Origin of the sequence: Mycobacterium sp. 852002-51971_SCH5477799-a (assembly GCF_001667145.1) — a bacterium.
Classification (GTDB): Bacteria; Actinomycetota; Actinomycetes; order Mycobacteriales; family Mycobacteriaceae; genus Mycobacterium.
The window spans coordinates 82,260-99,640 of the sequence record NZ_LZIF01000014.1; the positions used below are offsets into that span (position 1 = coordinate 82,260).

The following is a 17,381-nucleotide window of genomic DNA, read 5'->3' on the forward strand; positions in this document are numbered from 1 at the left end:
GTAGGCCCCGGTAGGTAAGCGCAGGTTGGCCTGCCAACCGCGAAGGGGCGTAGCTCAACTGGCAGAGCAGCGGTCTCCAAAACCGCAGGTTGCAGGTTCAAGTCCTGTCGCCCCTGCAATGGCGAACGTACTGGCATGGTGGACACTGGAAGGAAGTTCCCACCAGCGGCGGGATGGTTCGCGAAGTACTAGCAAACAAAGGAGCATGCGGTGAGCGACGAAGGCGACGTTGCCAACGACGCCGCAAGCGACGGCACTGACAACGATGCCGACCGCGCGAGCGCCGGTCGGACTGCGGTGGTGACACGGCCCCAACGCCCCACGGGCAAACGGTCCCGGCAGCGGGCGGTCGAGGGCGGCGAATACGCCGGGGCTTCGGATGAGGTCGAGGCCTCCGGGCCGGACGAGGCCAAGAAGGGCGCCAAGGCCAAGAAGGCGGCAAAGCCCAAGAAAGCCGGCGACGGGCGGGTCAACCCGTTCCTTTTCGTCTACAACTACCTCAAGCAGGTCGTTGCAGAGATGCGGAAGGTCATTTGGCCCAACCGCAAGCAGATGCTCACTTACACCTCCGTTGTGCTGGCTTTCCTGGCCTTCATGGTGGCGCTGGTCGGCCTGGCGGATTTCGGCCTGACCAAGCTGGTGCTGTTGGTGTTCGGCTGAGCGAGTGACAGAGAGGACTCAAACCGTGACTACCTTCGACGGTGACCCGTCCGCGGGTGAAGCGGTCGACGTGGACGAAACCGCGCAGGCGCAGGCCACGGACACCTCTGCGGCCGCCGAGGTCACCGAGGCGACTGTGGACGACGCCGCCGACGAGACGGCCGACGCCGCCGCGGCGCCCGAGCAGCCGGCCGAAGAGGCCGACCCGGCCGCCACGCTCAAGGCGGAGCTGCGCAGCAAGCCCGGCGACTGGTATGTCATCCACTCCTACGCGGGATACGAGAACAAGGTCAAAGCCAACCTCGAAACCCGTGTGCAGAACCTCGACGTCGGTGACTACATCTTCCAGGTGGAGGTGCCCACCGAGGAGGTCACCGAGATCAAGAACGGCCAGCGCAAGCAGGTCAATCGCAAGGTGCTGCCCGGCTACATCCTGGTGCGCATGGACCTGACCGACGATTCGTGGGCGGCGGTCCGCAACACCCCCGGTGTCACCGGGTTCGTCGGGGCGACCTCGCGTCCGTCGGCGCTGACGCTCGACGATGTGGTCAAGTTCCTGCTGCCGCGCGGCGCGACGAAGAAGGCCGCCAAGGGCGCGGCCACCACGGCCGCCGCCGCCGAGGTGGGCGGGCTGGAACGCCCGGCCATCGAGGTCGACTACGAGGTCGGCGAATCGGTGACGGTCATGGACGGCCCGTTTGCGACGCTGCCGGCCACGATCAGCGAGGTCAACGGCGAACAGCAGAAGCTCAAGGTGCTGGTGTCGATCTTCGGCCGCGAAACCCCGGTCGAATTGACGTTCAGCCAAGTCTCCAAGCTCTAAACCGGCGCATACGCCCGGCGTAAACCAGGAAGGAACAGCACAATCTCATGGCCCCGAAGAAGAAAGTCGTCGGGCTGATCAAGCTTCAGATCCAGGCGGGGCAGGCCAACCCGGCGCCGCCGGTCGGGCCCGCGCTCGGTCAGCACGGCGTCAACATCATGGAGTTCTGCAAGGCATACAACGCTGCCACGGAGAACCAGCGCGGCAACGTCATCCCGGTGGAGATCACGGTCTATGAGGACCGCAGCTTCACCTTCGCGCTCAAGACGCCGCCCGCCGCCAGGCTGCTGCTCAAGGCCGCCGGCGTGGGCAAGGGATCGGCCGAGCCGCACAAGACCAAGGTCGCCAAGGTCAGCTGGGATCAGGTCAAGGAGATCGCCGAGACCAAGAAGGCCGACCTGAACGCCAACGACATCGACGCAGCCGCCAAGATCATCGCCGGCACCGCCCGGTCGATGGGTATCACCGTCGAGTAGACCGAGCATGACGAAGCGGGGCGAGGAACGAGGCCCAGCGTAGGAATGCGAAGGACGAATCGACGCAAAAACACCGTCGAGTAGACCGAGCATGACGAAGCGGGGCGAGGAACCAGGCCCAGCGTAGGAATGCGAAGGACGAATCGACGCAAAAACACCGTCGAGTAACACCCGCATCACCCGTGGGAGGGCCAGCTTCGGCCCGCTTTTCAACCACGACCCAACACACGATTGGATGAATCAATGAGCAAGAACAGCAAGGCATACCGCGCCGCCGCCGAGAAGGTGGACCGCGACAACCTCTACAGCCCGCTGGAAGCGGCCAAGCTCGCCAAGGAGACGTCGTCGAGCAAGCAGGACGCGACCGTCGAGGTGGCGATCCGCCTCGGCGTCGACCCACGCAAGGCCGACCAGATGGTCCGTGGCACGGTCAACCTTCCGCACGGCACCGGCAAGACCGCCCGTGTCGCGGTGTTCGCGGTGGGCGACAAGGCCGAGCAGGCCCAGGCCGCCGGCGCCGACATCGTGGGCAGCGATGACCTGATCGAGAAGATCCAGGGCGGCTGGCTGGAATTCGACGCCGCGATCGCGACCCCGGACCAGATGGCCAAAGTCGGTCGCATCGCTCGCGTGCTCGGCCCCCGTGGCCTGATGCCGAACCCCAAGACGGGGACGGTGACTCCCGATGTCGCCAAGGCCGTCGCCGACATCAAGGGCGGCAAGATCAACTTCCGCATCGACAAGCAGGCCAACCTGCACTTCGTGATCGGCAAGGCCTCGTTCGACGAGAAGGCCCTGGCCGAGAACTACGGCGCCGCGCTGGACGAGGTGCTGCGGCTCAAGCCGTCCGCCTCCAAGGGCCGCTACCTGCGCAAGATCGTGGTCTCGACGACGACCGGGCCGGGCATCCCCGTGGACCCGGGGGTCACCCGCAACTTCGCTGAGGCCTGAGCCGGGCGGGCTAGCCCCCGCACTCGGCGATGCGCCGCCGCAGAAATGCGCGGCCTGGGTCAGATCCGTTGGACTCCAACGCCACTCGATACCACTTGAGGGCGGCGGCGGGTCTGCCCGCGCGCCGCAGCAGGTCGGCGCGCACGGTCGCGACGAGGTTGGAGCGGGTCAGCCGCGGGTCGTGTGCCACCTTGTCCAGGGCGGCCAGGCCTGCGTCGGGGCCGTCGCGAAAGCCGATCGCCAGCGCCCGGTTGGCCGCAACCACCGGCGAGTTCGTCAGTCCGAACAGCCGGGCGTAGGCGGCGCAGATGGTCACCCAGTCGGTCTGCTCCCAGGACGGTGCCGTGGCATGCAGCGCGGCGATCACGGCCTGGGGCAGGTAGGCGCCCGTCGAGCCCTGGGCGTGCCGCAGCCGGTCGAGGCCGCGCGAAATGCGCTCGCGGTCCCATCGGCGCCGGTCCTGGTCCTCGAGCGGCACCAGCATCCCGGTGTCGTCCACCCGCGTCGCGCGCCGCGAATCATGCAGCAGCATCAGGGCGGACAGGGCGTGCGCCTCGGGCTCGTCGGGCAGCAGCGCACACAGCTCCGCGCCCAGCCGGATCCCTTCGTCACACAGATCGTCCCGGATGGCCGACGGGCCCGCGGTCGACCAGTAGCCCTCGGTGAACACCGAATAGACGCAACCGAACACATGCGGTGTGCGCTCGGGCAGCAACTCAGTGGGGGGCACCCGCAGCGGGATGTTGGCGTGCCGAATCTTGTTCTTGGCGCGCGTGATTCGCTGCCCGATGGCGGCCTCGGTCTGCAATAGCGCCCGCGCGATCTCGCCGACGGTCAAACCGGACACCAACCGCAGCGTCAGGGCCAGTTGCGACTGCCGGTCCAGCGCCGGGTGGGCGCAGGTGAACATCATCCGCAACTCGTCGTCGCGAACCGGGTGCGGGTCGGTGTGATCGGTGCGCGCTCTGATGTCGTCCAGCACGGCCGCCAACTCCTTTCCGGGACGCGCTGACTCGCGGCGCAGCCGGTCCCGGGCGCGGTTACGGCCGACTGTTACCAGCCAGCCGCCAGGGTTGGCGGGCACCCCGTCGTGCGGCCAGGTGCGCAGCGCTTCGGCGCAGGCTTCCTGGACGGCGTCTTCGGCGACGGTGAGGTCACCGGACCACCGCGCGAGGGCGGCCACGGCGGGTCCCCATTCTCGGCGGAAGACGCCGTCCAGGTTCGCCATGCTCTACAGGGCCGAAACTCCAGCCAGTTTCCGCACCTGCACCGTCGAGGCGGGGATCATCGATGCGATCTTGACGGCTTCGTCACGGTCGGCGGCGCTCAGTAGATAGATCCCCGTAGCGATTTCGGAGCCCTCCACGTATGGCCCGTCGGTGATCAGTACCTCGCCGTTGCGCACTCGCACGGTCGTCGCCGTGGACCGGTCGTGCAGCGCGGCACCGCCGATGATGTTCTGACCCGCAGCCGCGTGGAGGTCGGCGTGCTTGGCTGCCACTGCCTCCCACTCCGGTGTGCCCGGTGTGTGCGCGGTGGCGGGCGGCTCCAGCAGCAGCGCGAGCCAATCGTTGCCGGTGAGCTTGCGGGACGGCTCGATCGAATGCACGGTGGGCCACACTTCCACGGCCCCGAACTCGGCGAGCGGCACATCGCGTGCCAGCGCCAGCGCCTCGTCGAGGTTTTCCGCTTCGAACACGTAGTAGCCGCAGGCCACCTCGGCGGTCTCAGCGAAGGGCCCGTCGGTGACCGCCGGCGCATCCGGGCCGCCGGTGATGACCACTGCCTCGGCGGCGGGAGCCAGCGCATCTCCGGATTTGATCGCGGAGCCGGCTTTGGCGTGGAAGTTCTCCCATTCCGCCATCGCTGCGGCAGCATCGTCGGGTGCGCGGTCTTGCTCTTGACTGATCAACAGCGCGAAGTACTGCATGTTCGTGACCTCCGGTTGTGAGCGAAGCCCCGTGCTCCACTCTCTACCTACTCGACGAACCGCGCAGCGCCAATCCGACAGGCGGCGTGAAAAATCAGGCCGCCGCGCCCGGCTTGAGGTAGGTGACCAGACTGACGTCGAGCATCTCGTCGGCGAAATAGTGCTCGCAGCCGCGCAGATACTTGATGTAGCGGTTGTAGACCTCTTCGGAGGTGGCCTCGATGGCCTTGTCCCGGTTCGACTCAAGCGTGTCGCTCCAGATGTGCAGCGTCTTGATGTAGTGCGGCCGCAGCGAAAGCGGTTCGGGCACAACGAATCCCGCCTTCTCGCCGTGGTCGATCATCATCTGGGTGGACGGCAGCCGCCCGCCCGGGAAGATCTCGGTGACGATGAACTTGATGAACCGCGCCGTCTCGAAGCTCAGCTTCTTGCCGCGGGCGTGCAGGTCGGCGGGGTGGTAGCTGACGCTGCTCTGAACGGTCATCCGGCCGTCGTCGGGCATGATGTCGAACGTCCGCTTGAAGAAGTCGTCGTAGTTCTCGTGGCCGAAGTGCTCGAAGGCCTCGATCGAGACGATGCGGTCGACCGGCTCGGTGAAGTCTTCCCAGTTCTGCAACCGAACCTGGCGCGAACGGTCGCTCTCCATGGAACCGAGCAACGCCTCGGCGCGGGCGTGCTGGTTTTTGGACAGCGTCAGGCCGATGACGTTGACGTCGAACCGCTCCACGGCGCGCTTCATGGTGGTGCCCCACCCGCAGCCGATGTCGAGCAGGGTCATGCCCGGCTTGAGGTCCAATTTGTCCAGGTTGAGGTCGATCTTGGCGTACTGAGCCTCTTCCAGGGTCATGTCGTCGCGCTCGAAGTAGGCGCAGCTGTAGATCCGGGACGGGTCCTGGAACAGGCCGAAGAAGTCGTCGGAGACGTCGTAATGCGCCTGAATGTCTTCCGAACGCGTCCGCGTCTTCGTCGGGCCAGTCGGTTGCTCAGCCATTTTCGTCCTGTTCTCCTGGATGAGGTTCGCTTCCTGCGATCCCCGCACGCACCCGTGGGTCGCGCGTGACCTGCAACGATACCCAACGTCGGGACGTGAACTCGAAAGGGTGCAGGTGCGCGTCGCGGTCCCGACCGCGGATCGAAGTCTACTTTTCCGGGGCGATCTGATGCACGCCGACCCACCCCGGTCCGAATGCGCCGGCCGGGCGTTATTTGGTGAGCGTGTACTGGGCCACGTTGGAGATGCCTTTGCGGAACAGCTCCGCGCAGCCGGTCAGGTAGCGCATGAAGCGGTCGTAGACCTCTTCGGACTGGATGGCGATGGCGCGTTCGCGGTTCGCCGCAAGATTGGCCGCCCACGTGTCGAGCGTGCGCGCGTAGTGCGGTTGCAGGTATTGGGTGTGTTCGAGCGTGAATCCGCTGTTCCGCGAATAGTCGACGATATCGGGCTCGCCGCACATGTGTCCGCCGGGGAAGATTTCCTTGCCTAGAAAGCGCAAGAATCGCAGATCCGACATCGTGATCGTGATGCCGTGCTCGTGCCAGTAGTTCTGCGGATGCGTGAAAATGCTGTGCATCATCATGCGGCTGCCCTCCGGAAGGGTCTTATAGGCCCAATCCCAGAACGCCGGCCAGCGCTCTTTTTTGAATGCGTCGAAGGCCTCGAAACTGATGATCCGGTCGACGTGCTCTTCGAATTCTTCCCAGCCCTGCAAACGGGCCTCGGTGCGCCGCGTGGTTGGGATCGCCGCCAGCCTCGCTTTGGTGCGCGCGTAGTGGTTGCGGCTCAGCGTGATCCCGATGACATTCACGTCGTACTTCTCCACCGCCCGGACCACGGCGCCGCCCCAGCCGCATCCGACGTCGAGCACCGTCATCCCGGGCTCGAGTTGCATTTTGTCCAGTGCCAGATCGATCTTGGCGAGCTGCGCCTCTTCCAGCGTCATGTCGTCGTTCTTGAAATAAGCGCAGGTGTACACCATGTTCGGGTCGAGGAACAGCGCGAAGAAGTCGTCCGAAATGTCGTAGGTTGCCTGCGACTCTTCGTAATACGGCTTCAGCTTGGCCATTTGCGACACCCACCTTTCTGTGCCAACCGTACAACCCCGCGACATGGACCGAAAATCACGGGGATGCGTTTCCATCAAATGTTTTTGGGCTAGCGCGCCTCGTTGAAGTTTTTCGCCAGCGCACCGATCACCTGATCCCACAACTGCTGTGGAAGATCATGACCCATGCCGTCGTATGTCACCAGTCGGGCCCCCTCGATCGCCCGCGCCACGGCGCGCCCGCCGGACGGGCGCATCAGCTTGTCGGCCCGGCCGTGGATCACCACGGTGGGCGCGGTGGTCCGGCGGTTGTAGCGACGCAGGCTGCCGCTGCCCAGCACGGCGTCGAAGTGCCGGGCGACGCCCCACGGGTAGTAGCTGCGTTCGTAGCTTCCGATGGCCTCGGCCCGCAGCTGCTCCTCGGAAGCCAGATACCGCGGGCTGCCGATGATCTTGCTGACGCGAATGGCATTGTCAACGACCACGTCACGCGGTGAGTTCGGCGCCGGTCCCTTGATGAGCGCCAGCAATTGGCGGGGGCCCGGCGGTGGCAGGAACGCCGAATTGTTGCTGGAGAAGATGATCGCGAGGGTTTTCGTCCGCTCCTGGAATCGCCCGGCAAAAATCTGGGCGATCATCCCGCCCATCGAAGCGCCCACGATGTGCGCCCGCTCGATGCCCAGGTGATCGAGCACGGCCGCGGCGTCGTCGGCCATGTCCTCGAGCTTGTATGCCGCTTTGCTCGGCAGACCCAGAAAAGAGCGGACCAAGCGCGTCACCAGCGGCTGCCCAGGGCTGCGGCGCTGGGTCTTGCTCGAAAGGCCGACGTCCCGGTTGTCGTACCGGATGACGCGCAATCCGTGACCGACCAGCTTCTCGCAGAACGCGGTTCGCCACAGCAGCAGCTGGGCGCCCAGCCCCATGATCAGCAGCACAGGCGGGTCGTCGATGTCGCCCATGTCCTCGTAGTAGAGCTTCAAATCGCCCGATGTGGCGTTGCCGGTGCGGACCTCCATCAGACCTCGACGTCCGAGGAGTGCTCGCGGCTGACTTCGACCATGAAGTTCGCGAAATAGCCCGTCAGTTGCGGATCCGACATCATCTGCCACCTGGGCGCCAGCAGCTTCATGTACCGCTCGACGTAGAGGAATTGCTTGCCGATCAGCACTAGCTCGCGGGGGAGCTTGACGTCGTAGGCGTCAGCCAGCGCCGACAACTGCCGGCCGATGTCCGCGTAGGACATGTCGCCCAAGGTCTGCATGGTTAACGGGGTCGCGAACTTTTCCAGGTCCTTGGCGGCCTCGGCCTCGGGCTTCATCGTGCCGACGGCGCCCATCAGCACCACGATCTTGCCCGCCGCGGCGTGGTCCTTTTTGACCAGCAGCGCGTACACCAGCTCGCGCAGCAGCCAGCGGGTGCGGGGATCGATGCGGCCCATGATGCCGAAATCGAAGAAGACGATGCGGCCCTGGTCGTCCACGTAGAGGTTGCCGGCGTGCAGGTCGCCGTGGAACAACCCGTGCCGCAGCCCACCCTCGAACAGCGAGAACAGCAGCGCCTTGACCAGCTCGACACCGTCGAACCCGGCCTTGCGAATGGCCGCGACGTCGTCAATCCGGATGCCCTGCACCCGCTCCATCGTCAGCACCCGGTCGCTGGTGAAATCCCAGAACACCTGCGGCACCCGAATGTTCTTGCCCAGAGGGGAGGTATGCAGGTGCGACACCCAGGCCTCCATCGACTGGGCCTCCAGCCGGAAGTTCAACTCCTCGGCCAGGTTGTCGGAGAAGTCGGCGACCACGTCTTGCGCCGAGAGCCGGCGGCCCAGCTTGGCCAGTTCGACGGCCTGCGCGAAACGCTTGAGGATCTGCAGGTCGGCCGCGACCCGGCGCCGGATGCCCGGTCGCTGGATCTTGACAACCACCTCCTCGCCGGTGTGCAGGGTGGCGTAGTGCACCTGCGCGATGGACGCCGACGCGAACGGCGTCTCGTCCCATTGGGCGAACAACTCCGACGGGTCACCGCCGAGGTCTTCGACGACGAGCTTGTGCACCTCGCCGGAGTCGGCGGGCGGCACCCGGTCGAGCAGGCCGCGAAACTCGCGGGACAAGGATTCGCCGAAAGCCCCGGGACTGGACGCGATGATCTGCCCGAACTTGACGTACGTCGGTCCCAGGTCGGCGAAGGTCTGCGGCAGCTGCTTGATCACCTTCTGCTGCCACGGGCCCCTACCCGGCAGCTTGGTGAGGATGCGAGCGCCGGTGCGGGTGACCTGCCAACCCGTCACGGCTACCCGGGCCGCTTCGACCGGCAACGGCACCCGGTCGAGCTTGGCTCCCTCTCGATGTTTGGTAGGGCTCATCAGTGCAGTGTGCCAAACCCGCACGGATGAATCCCAATCCGCTAACTCGGGCGGCCACCGCTTTCGTTGCTTTTCCAGGGCTGCACCCAGCCCTCGATCGCCCAGCCTTCGCGCGCCGCGATCAGCTCGTACATGGTGGCGCCGTCGATCGTCTCCCGGATGATGTCGGCGTGCCCGGCATGTCGGGCCAGCTCGTTGATGACGTGCAGGACCACCCAGCGCACCGACCAGGACTGCTGATCCTTGGGAAACCACGGGATGTCCTGCGGAACCGGCACCGCGGCGTCCAGGTCGGCGGTCTCGACCAGCCGCAGCGACGTCGCGTTCTGCGTCTTGAACGCACTCAGCAGCCCGCTCAGCGTCTCGTCGTGCCGCATCACGTGCTGATCGGCGAACTCCGCAGCGATCTGCTCGAACGGGCGGGGGTCTTTCGGCGGCGCGCCCGGTGCGGCGGCCACGCGCGCCATCCAGCTGCGTTGCATTCCGGTGGCGTGCTTGACCAGTCCGCCGATCGACAGCGCGCTGACCGACGGTGTGGCTCGGGCCTGGTCGTCGGTGAGGCCATGGCTGACCGCGAAATAGGCGCTCTGGTGATACGCCAGGAAGTCGCGCAAAGCGCTGCGTTCGTCGGCCACCGGTGGGGCGAGGGCGGGCATTGATCGATCCTAGGGTCTCGCCGCGCCGTAAGGTGCGGGGATGCAGGTGGTTTCGGCATGCAAGTGAGGAAGGCCGAGTCGACCGAGCTCTTCGTCGGGCCACCGCACGCGCCGCTGCAACTGGTCCGCGTCACCATTTCCGAGTGCGAGAAGCCCACCCCGGTCCGCGTCGACGGCCGCGGCGTGCTCGGGCAGGCGGTCGCCGAATCCGGGCGCGAGGTCGTCGAGGTCGCGGTGACCGTGCACGAGGCCGTCGTCGGGCAGCGCCGCCCCGCGCGGGTGCACGCCGGTGGTCAGCGGCTGCCGTTCGAGTTCACCGTCGCCGAACCGGGCTGGACGATGTTCATGGTCAGCCACTTCCACTACGACCCGGTGTGGTGGAACACCCAGGGCGCCTACACCACCGAGTGGGCCGAGGACCCGCCGGGGCGAGCCCGCCAACGGAACGGCTTCGACCTGGTGCATGCGCATCTGGAGATGGCGCGCCGCGATCCCGAGTACAAGTTCGTGCTGGCCGAGGTCGACTACCTCAAGCCGTACTGGGACGCCCGCCCCGAGGACCGGGCCGATCTGCGGCGGTTCATCGACCAGGGCCGCGTCGAGGTGATGGGTGGCACGTACAACGAACCCAACACGAACCTCACCAGCCCCGAGACGACCATTCGAAACCTGGTGCACGGCATGGGTTTCCAGCGGCATGTTCTGGGAGCGAACCCGGCCACCGCGTGGCAGCTGGACGTGTTCGGCCACGATCCGCAATTTCCCGGGCTGGCCGCCGACGCCGGGCTGACGTCGAGTTCGTGGGCCAGAGGCCCGCATCACCAGTGGGGTCCCGCCCACGGCGGCCCAGACAGCGGCCCGGAACCGCGCGGCGTCGAGCGGATGCAGTTCTGCAGCGAGTTCGAGTGGATCGCGCCGTCGGGGCGCGGCCTGCTCACCCATTACATGCCGGCGCACTATTCGGCGGGCTGGTGGATGGATTCCGCGGCGTCGCTGGCCGAGGCCGAACGCGCCACGTACGAACTCTTCGATCAGCTCAAAAAGGTCGCGCTCACCCGCAATGTGCTGCTGCCCGTCGGGACCGACTACACCCCGCCCAACAAGTGGGTCACCGAGATCCACCGTGATTGGGCCGCCCGCTACACCTGGCCGCGGTTCGTGTGCGCGCTGCCGTGTGAGTTCTTCGCGGCGGTGCGTGCCGAATTGGCGCAGCGCGACGGCGCGCCGTCGTCCCAGACCCGGGACATGAACCCGATCTACACCGGCAAGGACGTCTCCTACATCGACACTAAGCAGGCCAACCGGGCCGCCGAGAACGCCGTGCTGCAGGCCGAGCGCTTCGCGGTGTTCGCCGGGCTGCTGACCGGCGCCGCGTACCCGCAGGCCGCCCTGGCCAAGGCCTGGGTCCAGCTGGTCTACGGCGCACACCACGACGCCATCACCGGGTCGGAATCCGACCAGGTGTACCTCGACCTGCTGACCGGATGGCGCGACGCCTGGGAGCTCGGCGGCACGGCCCGCGACCGCGCGCTGGCGTTGTTGTCCGGCGCGATCGACGGCGACGTGGTGGTGTGGAATCCGCTGACCTGCGCGCGCACCGACATCGTCACCGTGCGCCTCGACCCGCCTCTGGGCGCCCGGGTTCGGGTGCTCGACACCGACGGCGCCGAGCTGGCCGCGCACGTCGAGCACGGCGGGCGGTCGGTCAGCTGGTTGGCCCGCGAGGTGCCGTCGCTGGGCTGGCGGGCGTATCGGTTGGTGCCCGCGCCCGAACGGGGCGAACCGGCCGGCTGGGCACCGGTGGCGGGATCGGTGATCGCCAACGAGCACTACCGCGTCGAGGTCGACCCCGGGCGCGGCGGGGGAGTCGCCTCGCTGATCCAGGACGGTCACGAGCTGATTGCCGGCTCTGCGGTGGGCAATGAGCTGGCCGTCTACGAGGAATATCCGGCGCACCCGGACCAGGGCGAGGGCCCGTGGCATCTGCTGCCCAAGGGGCCGGTGGTGTGCTCTTCCGAAGGCGCCGCGCAGGTGCAGGCTTTCCACGGGCCGCTCGGCCAGCGGGTGGTGGTGCACGGCCGGATCGGCACGCTGCTGCGCTACACCCAAACCCTGACCCTGTGGCGCGGCGTCGCGCGGGTCGACTGCCGCACCACGATCGACGAGTTCAGCGGCGCCGACCGGCTGGTGCGGCTGCGCTGGCCGTGTCCGGTGCCGGGCGCCATGCCGGTCAGCGAGGTGGGCGACGCCGTCGTCGGGCGCGGGTTTGCGCTGCTGCACGACGGCCCTCGCTCGGTGGACACCGCCGAGCACCCGTGGACGCTGGACAACCCCGCGTACGGCTGGTTCGGCCTGTCCTCGGCGGCCCGGGTCCGGGTATTGGGCAGCGGCGTGCGGGCGATCGCGGTCGCCGAGGTGGTGTCGCCGGCCGAGGCGGTGTCCGGTCCGCTGGTCCGGGAGCTGATGGTCGCGCTGGTCCGCGCCGGCGTAACCGCCACCTGCAGCTCCGCGGACAAGCCGCGCTACGGCAACCTCGAGGTCGATTCCAATCTGCCCGACGTCCGCATCGCGCTGGGCGGACCCGCCCGCAACGCCTTCGCCGCGGCCGTGCTGGGCGACGCTCCGGCGTACGCCGCAGAACTGAAGCGCCAGTTGGCGACGACCGGCCGGGCCCGGGTATGGGTCCCGGCCGCCGCACCGCTGGACGCCGTGTGGGTGCCCGACGCCGACCTGCGTGCGCCGCGGGCCCTTCCGGTGCTGGTCATCGACGGCCACGACGAGGACGACCTGCGGGCCGCCATCGCGGCCGTGGCCGACGACCTCGCCGACGCCGAGATCACCGTGTCGCAGCAAGAACCCTCGGAGACGGGCGCCTTCGAGGACCGCACCGTCGCCCTGCTTAACCGCGGGGTGCCCAGCTTCGCCGTCGACGCCGAGGGCACCCTGCACACCGCGCTGATGAGGTCCTGCACCGGCTGGCCGTCGGGCATCTGGATCGACGACCCGCGGCGCACCGCGCCGGACGGGTCCAACTTTCAACTGCAGCACTGGACGCACACCTTCGACTACGCGTTGGTCAGCGGAGCCGGCGACTGGCGGCGGGCCGGGATTCCCGCCCGCAGTGCGCAGTTTTCCCAGCCACTGCTCGCCGTCGCATCGGGCCGACGGGGGTCTGCGCTGCCGAAAGCCGGATCGCTGCTGCGCGTCGAGCCCGCCGAATCGGTACAGCTGGCCGCCCTCAAGGCCGCCGGCAACCCTCTGGCCGCGGGCAGCGCGGCGGGGCTGGACCCGAACGCGGTCGCCCTGCGCTTGGTGGAGACCATCGGCGCGGCCACCGACGTCGTCATCGACTCCGACGTTGCGGCGGTGCGTGACCTGCGACGTGCCGATCTGCTGGAAAAGCACCCGGAACCCGTGTCCTCGGTCGGGCTGCATGGCTACCAGGTGGCGACCGTGCTGGCGCGTTTCGCCGCGCCCCGGGCCGCGACCGGAGCTCCCGACCTGGCCCCGCACGCCGAGGCCGCGCAGCCGCTGTACGCGCGGTATTGGCTGCACAATCGCGGCCCCGCGCCGCTCGGCGGGCTGTCGGCGGTCGCCCACCTGCACCCGCCGGGGGTGACCGGGCAGGCCGGAGGCGAGGCGACGTTGCGCCTCACCGCGGCCAGCGACAGCACCGACGCCACGCTGCACGGCACGGTCACCCTGCGGTGTCCGCACGGCTGGACGGCCAGGCCCGCCGAGCTGCCCTTCACTCTGCAGAGCGGCGACCACCTGCACACCGACGTGGTGGTGTCGGTCCCGGCGCGCGCCGAACCCGGCCTCTACCCCGTCCACGCCGAACTGCGCATCACCGGCGACGAGGTCCCGCCCTCCTGGCGCCAGCCCGTCGAGGATGTCTGCGTGGTGACGGTGGGTGCGGCAGCCGGTGAGCTCGTCTACCTGGCCGACGGCCCCACCGAGGTCGCGCTGCGACCCGGCGAAGCCGGCACCCTGACCGTCACGGTCGGCAGCCACGCCGGCGCGGACCTGACCCTGGAGGCGCATCTGATCAGCCCGTGGGGCACCTGGGAATGGATGGGTCCCGGCGCGCTCGGCGCGGTGCTACCCGCCCGCGCCACCGTCGACCTAGGCTTCCAGCTGACACCGCCGGCCTGGCTGGAACCCGGCCACTGGTGGGCGCTGGTGCGGATCGGCTGCGCGGGCCGGCTGGTCTACTCGCCGGCAGTGAAGGTGACGGTGACATGAGCGCGCAGCCGATAGCGACCATTGCCGGCGTGCCCGTTGCGCCGGGCGTGCTCGACGCCGCCGAAGCACGGCTGCGCGCCTCGCCCGGCGCGGCCGGCCTGCCGGTCAGCGGCACCAGCGAGGGCCGTCAACTGCGGCGCTGGCTGGCCCAACTGATCGTCACCGAGCGAGTGGTCGCCGCGGAGGCGGCCGCGCGCGGGCTGAGCGGACGCGGCGCGCCGCCCGAAGCCCAGTTGCTGCCCGACGCGACCGCCCGGCTGGAGATCGGCAGCATCGCTGCGGCCGCGCTGGCCGGTCCGCGTGCCCGCGCGCTGTTCGCCGAGGTCACCGCCGAGGTGCGGGTTGCCGACTCCGAGGTGGCGGCCTATCACGCCCGCAACCCACTGCGCTTCGCCGCGCCGCAACAGGGCGAAAATGGCTGGCGCACAACGGCGTCCGCGGCACCACCGCTGGACGAGGTGCGATCGGCGATCGAAGAGCATCTGCGCGGCGCCGCACGGCGGCGGGCCTTCCGGCTGTGGCTGGACGCGCGCCGCGCCGCGGTGGTGGAGCTGGCACCCGGCTACGAGCATCCCGGCGACCCTCGTCAACCCGACAACACTCACCGGCACTGAACGCCATGCTGACCCTCTGCCTGGACGTCGGCGGCACCAAAATCGCTGTCGCGCTGGCGGATTCGGGCGGAAAGCTGGTGCATACCGCCGTCCGCCCCACTCCGATCACGCCCGCCGCCGACGACGTCTGGGCCGTCGTCGAAGCGATGATCACCGACGCGCTGCAGGCCGCGGACGCTCCGGTCGGCGCCGTCGGGATCGCGTCGGCGGGGCCCATCGACCTGCGCAGCGGGGCGGTCAGCCCGATCAACATCGATAGCTGGGACCGTTTCCCGTTGCGCGACAAGGTCGCCGCGGCGGTGCCCGGCCTGCCCGTCGTTCTGGCCGGTGACGGCGTCTGTATGGCCGTGGCGGAGCACTGGATCGGAGCGGGCAAAGACGCGGACGCCCAATTCCTGCTGGGCATGGTGGTCTCCACCGGGGTGGGCGGCGGACTGGTGCTCGACGGCGTCCCCTACTCGGGGCGCACCGGAAACGCCGGTCACGTCGGGCATGTGGTGGTCGAACTGGACGGGCGGCCCTGCACCTGCGGCGGTCACGGTTGCGTGGAGACCGTCGCGTCCGGCCCGTGGATGGTGCGCTGGGCGCGAGAGAACGGCTGGTCCGCGCCGCCCGGCGCCGCCGCCAGCGACCTGGCCGTTGCCGCGGCGGCCGGAGACCCGTTGGCCCAGCGGGCATTCCACCGGGGGGCCAACGCGCTGGCCGCGATGATCGCCTCGGTCGGCGCGGTGTGCGATCTGGATCTCGTGGTGATCGGGGGAGGGGTGGCCAAATCCGGGCCGCTGCTCTTCGACCCGCTGCGGGCAAAGCTCGCCGAATACGCCGGCCTGGACTTCTTGTCCGGGTTGCGGGTGGTGCCGGGCGAGCTGGGCGGTGATGCCGGGCTGATCGGCGCGGCCCGGCTCGCGGGACTCAGCTGACCCGCTGCATGTGTTTTCGGCCCCAGTCGCACAGGCTTGCCAGCACCGGGGCCAGCGTCATGCCGTATTCGGACATCGAATAGTGCACGCACGGCGGCACCGTGCGCGCGTCGTGACGCTCGATGATCCCGGCGTCGACCAGTTCATGAAGGTGCCGGATGAGCATGCGCTCGGTGATGCCCGGGATGCTGCGCCGCAACTCGGCGGTGCGCATGGGACCGTCGCACAGCCGCCACAGGATGGTGCCCTTCCAGCGGCCGTCGATGACCGACAGCGCCGCGTCGATGGGGCAGTCGCTGACTTGCTTCTTGGATACGGACACGAGCACCTCCACTGACTAATTTGTCAGTACCTTGATATTTGTCAGCATAACCGCCAGTGTCGTTGCCATGAATAACAGCATCGACGCGCTCGCGATTGTGGTCACCGGACTGTTGGTGGGCGTGGAACTGGGGGTCGCGGTCTTCTTCCACCCCCTCATCGCCCGGCTGCCCGACGACGCCTTCCGCGCGGCTCGCGGCGGTGCCGCCCGAGCGCTGGGCACGACGATGCCGTTCTGGTACGCGATCGTCCTGCTGCTGGTGGGCTCGCTCGCCATCCAGGAACGCGGCGAGCAGCGCGACTGGTTGTGCGGCGTCGCCGCCGGCCTGATGGCCGCGGTGATCCTCCTGACGCTGACCATGCTGGTGCCGATCAACAACCGCATCGCGAAATGGCCGAGCACCGGTGAGTTGTCCCGCGAGCTCGCCGCCCGCTGGGATCGGCGGCACCGCGTCCGGGTGACTCTGCTGCTGGCCGTGTTCGTCCTGCTGGCCCTCGCCGTCACCTGAGGCCGCCGTTTTGGCTGATCGCGCTGGCCACGCTATTGTGTTAGCCGATCCACCGAAGACCGTCGGTCACCGAGCAATCGGTTGAAGGTCCGGGAGCATCCCGGCGGCCCACGCAGGAGGACGAGGCATCAGCGCCGGCTCGAGCCGGCGTCCTTTCACGCCCCGGCCGCTTCTGCGCCGGGGCGTTCGTCGTTCTTCGGGGGAATCGAGACGACACGTCGCACTGACTTACTTCAGGAGGTAGGCATGGCCAGGGCTGATAAGGCCACCGCCGTTGCAGACATTGCCGAGCAGTTCAAGGAAGCGACCGCGACCCTGATCACGGAGTACCGCGGTCTGACCGTCGCCAACCTGGCCGAGCTGCGGCGCTCACTCAACGGGGCGGCCACCTACTCGGTGGCCAAGAACACGCTGATCAAGCGTGCGGCCTCGGAGGCCGGGGTCGAGGGGCTCGACGAGCTCTTCGCCGGCCCGACGGCCATCGCATTCGTCACCGGGGAACCGGTCGACGCCGCCAAGGCCATCAAGACCTTCGCCAAGGAGCACAAGGCGCTGGTCATCAAGGGCGGCTACATGGACGGTCGCGCTCTCACGGTCGCCGAAGTCGAGCGCATCGCCGACCTCGAGTCTCGCGAGGTGCTGCTGGCCAAGCTGGCGGGCGCGATGAAGGGCAACCTGGCCAAGGCGGCCGGGCTGTTCAATGCTCCGGCGTCGCAGGTCGCCCGCCTAGCGGCCGCCCTGCAGGAGAAGAAGGCCGCAGAGGGGGCAGCCGCTGCGGCAGAGCCCGCGGCCGCCGCGGAGGCCACGCCGGAACCCGCTTCGGAAACGCCCGCTGAGGCCCCGGAAACCCCGGCCGAAGCCGAATAACAACC

The 17,381-nt window shown here is 68.3% G+C and carries 17 protein-coding genes and 1 tRNA gene; 10 read left to right on the forward strand and 8 right to left on the reverse strand.

The genetic code is table 11. The annotated features are described in order from the left end of the window. The first annotated feature begins 43 nt into the window (after nt 1-43). From A5753_RS01345 to rplA, 5 genes are all read left to right on the forward strand, one after another. A tRNA-Trp gene (locus tag A5753_RS01345) sits at nt 44-116 on the forward strand. A gap of 94 nt (nt 117-210) precedes the next feature. Next, nucleotides 211-660, forward strand: coding sequence for a preprotein translocase subunit SecE (secE, locus tag A5753_RS01350; RefSeq protein ID WP_067122377.1), 450 nt, complete (start codon nt 211-213; stop codon nt 658-660). Nucleotides 661-685: 25 nt separating this feature from the next. Then, complete coding sequence (gene nusG, locus A5753_RS01355; RefSeq protein ID WP_067122380.1) at nt 686-1,483, forward strand: transcription termination/antitermination protein NusG; 798 nt, start codon at nt 686-688, stop codon at nt 1,481-1,483. Nucleotides 1,484-1,530: 47 nt separating this feature from the next. Beyond that, a complete protein-coding gene (rplK, locus tag A5753_RS01360) occupies nt 1,531-1,959 on the forward strand; it encodes a 50S ribosomal protein L11 (RefSeq protein ID WP_067122382.1) in 429 nt (142 codons plus the stop codon). A gap of 243 nt (nt 1,960-2,202) precedes the next feature. Further along, complete coding sequence (gene rplA / locus A5753_RS01365) at nt 2,203-2,910, forward strand: 50S ribosomal protein L1 (RefSeq protein ID WP_067122385.1); 708 nt, start codon at nt 2,203-2,205, stop codon at nt 2,908-2,910. Nucleotides 2,911-2,920: 10 nt separating this feature from the next. Here the strand turns inward: rplA and A5753_RS01370 are convergent, their stop codons facing one another. The 7 genes from A5753_RS01370 to A5753_RS01400 form a co-directional block, all read right to left on the reverse strand. Then, nucleotides 2,921-4,138 (reverse strand): RNA polymerase sigma factor, encoded by a 1,218-nt coding sequence (locus A5753_RS01370; RefSeq protein ID WP_067122388.1) that lies wholly within the window; start codon nt 4,136-4,138, stop codon nt 2,921-2,923. 3 nt (nt 4,139-4,141) lie between these two features. Beyond that, entirely contained in the window at nt 4,142-4,840 is a 699-nt protein-coding gene (locus tag A5753_RS01375) for a YciI family protein (protein WP_067122391.1), read from the reverse strand. A 94-nt stretch (nt 4,841-4,934) separates the two neighbouring features. Further along, a complete protein-coding gene (gene mmaA4, locus A5753_RS01380; RefSeq protein ID WP_067122591.1) occupies nt 4,935-5,831 on the reverse strand; it encodes a hydroxymycolate synthase MmaA4 in 897 nt (298 codons plus the stop codon). 211 nt (nt 5,832-6,042) lie between these two features. Then, nucleotides 6,043-6,903, reverse strand: a complete 861-nt coding sequence (locus A5753_RS01385; RefSeq protein WP_067122394.1) for a cyclopropane mycolic acid synthase family methyltransferase — start codon at nt 6,901-6,903, stop codon at nt 6,043-6,045. An 89-nt stretch (nt 6,904-6,992) separates the two neighbouring features. Further along, on the reverse strand, nt 6,993-7,898 hold the full coding sequence (locus A5753_RS01390) for an alpha/beta fold hydrolase (protein ID WP_067122397.1): 906 nt from the start codon (nt 7,896-7,898) through the stop codon (nt 6,993-6,995). Beyond that, nucleotides 7,898-9,244 carry an AarF/ABC1/UbiB kinase family protein gene (locus tag A5753_RS01395; protein ID WP_067122400.1) on the reverse strand — a complete coding sequence of 449 codons (1,347 nt, stop codon included), beginning with the start codon at nt 9,242-9,244 and terminating at the stop codon, nt 7,898-7,900. Before A5753_RS01395 ends, A5753_RS01390 begins: the two co-directional genes overlap by 1 nt. 41 nt (nt 9,245-9,285) lie before the next feature. After that, nucleotides 9,286-9,879: a DinB family protein gene (locus A5753_RS01400; RefSeq protein WP_067122594.1), complete on the reverse strand. Its 594-nt coding sequence runs from the start codon at nt 9,877-9,879 to the stop codon at nt 9,286-9,288. Nucleotides 9,880-9,957: 78 nt separating this feature from the next. Here A5753_RS01400 and A5753_RS01405 point away from each other — a divergent pair, with 78 nt between their 5' ends. Genes A5753_RS01405 through A5753_RS01415 form a run of 3 tightly spaced genes read left to right on the forward strand, consistent with a single transcriptional unit; the run spans nt 9,958 to nt 15,679 of the window. Next, entirely contained in the window at nt 9,958-14,145 is a 4,188-nt protein-coding gene (locus tag A5753_RS01405; protein WP_067122403.1) for an NEW3 domain-containing protein, read from the forward strand. Continuing rightward, complete coding sequence (locus A5753_RS01410) at nt 14,142-14,759, forward strand: malonyl CoA-ACP transacylase (RefSeq protein ID WP_067122406.1); 618 nt, start codon at nt 14,142-14,144, stop codon at nt 14,757-14,759. The genes A5753_RS01405 and A5753_RS01410 overlap by 4 nt, the downstream gene beginning before the upstream one ends. A gap of 5 nt (nt 14,760-14,764) precedes the next feature. Next, the gene (locus tag A5753_RS01415) at nt 14,765-15,679 is read left to right on the forward strand and encodes an ROK family protein (RefSeq protein ID WP_067122409.1); all 915 of its coding nucleotides are present in this window, start codon (nt 14,765-14,767) and stop codon (nt 15,677-15,679) included. On the opposite strand, the gene A5753_RS01420 is transcribed toward A5753_RS01415, so the two are convergent. After that, complete coding sequence (locus A5753_RS01420) at nt 15,672-16,001, reverse strand: helix-turn-helix domain-containing protein (protein ID WP_082971117.1); 330 nt, start codon at nt 15,999-16,001, stop codon at nt 15,672-15,674. The genes A5753_RS01415 and A5753_RS01420 overlap by 8 nt on opposite strands. A 67-nt stretch (nt 16,002-16,068) precedes the next feature. Between A5753_RS01420 and A5753_RS01425 the strand changes: the two genes are divergently transcribed. Together A5753_RS01425 and rplJ are read left to right on the forward strand one after the other, a co-directional pair. Next, nucleotides 16,069-16,509: a DUF1772 domain-containing protein gene (locus A5753_RS01425; RefSeq protein WP_067122415.1), complete on the forward strand. Its 441-nt coding sequence runs from the start codon at nt 16,069-16,071 to the stop codon at nt 16,507-16,509. A gap of 246 nt (nt 16,510-16,755) precedes the next feature. Continuing rightward, the gene (rplJ, locus tag A5753_RS01430) at nt 16,756-17,376 is read left to right on the forward strand and encodes a 50S ribosomal protein L10 (protein WP_067122418.1); all 621 of its coding nucleotides are present in this window, start codon (nt 16,756-16,758) and stop codon (nt 17,374-17,376) included. The last annotated feature ends 5 nt before the right edge of the window (nt 17,377-17,381 follow it).

Coding starts and splice junctions, on each gene's coding strand:
- A5753_RS01395 (WP_067122400.1), bottom strand. CDS start 9,244: ATGAGCCCTACCAAACATCGAGAGGGAGCCAAGCTCGACCGGGTGCCG.
- rplA (WP_067122385.1), top strand. CDS start 2,203: ATGAGCAAGAACAGCAAGGCATACCGCGCCGCCGCCGAGAAGGTGGAC.
- A5753_RS01370 (WP_067122388.1), bottom strand. CDS start 4,138: ATGGCGAACCTGGACGGCGTCTTCCGCCGAGAATGGGGACCCGCCGTG.
- rplK (WP_067122382.1), top strand. CDS start 1,531: ATGGCCCCGAAGAAGAAAGTCGTCGGGCTGATCAAGCTTCAGATCCAG.
- mmaA4 (WP_067122591.1), bottom strand. CDS start 5,831: ATGGCTGAGCAACCGACTGGCCCGACGAAGACGCGGACGCGTTCGGAA.
- A5753_RS01405 (WP_067122403.1), top strand. CDS start 9,958: ATGCAAGTGAGGAAGGCCGAGTCGACCGAGCTCTTCGTCGGGCCACCG.
- A5753_RS01410 (WP_067122406.1), top strand. CDS start 14,142: ATGAGCGCGCAGCCGATAGCGACCATTGCCGGCGTGCCCGTTGCGCCG.
- A5753_RS01390 (WP_067122397.1), bottom strand. CDS start 7,898: ATGGAGGTCCGCACCGGCAACGCCACATCGGGCGATTTGAAGCTCTAC.
- A5753_RS01415 (WP_067122409.1), top strand. CDS start 14,765: ATGCTGACCCTCTGCCTGGACGTCGGCGGCACCAAAATCGCTGTCGCG.
- rplJ (WP_067122418.1), top strand. CDS start 16,756: ATGGCCAGGGCTGATAAGGCCACCGCCGTTGCAGACATTGCCGAGCAG.
- A5753_RS01375 (WP_067122391.1), bottom strand. CDS start 4,840: ATGCAGTACTTCGCGCTGTTGATCAGTCAAGAGCAAGACCGCGCACCC.
- A5753_RS01425 (WP_067122415.1), top strand. CDS start 16,069: ATGAATAACAGCATCGACGCGCTCGCGATTGTGGTCACCGGACTGTTG.
- A5753_RS01385 (WP_067122394.1), bottom strand. CDS start 6,903: ATGGCCAAGCTGAAGCCGTATTACGAAGAGTCGCAGGCAACCTACGAC.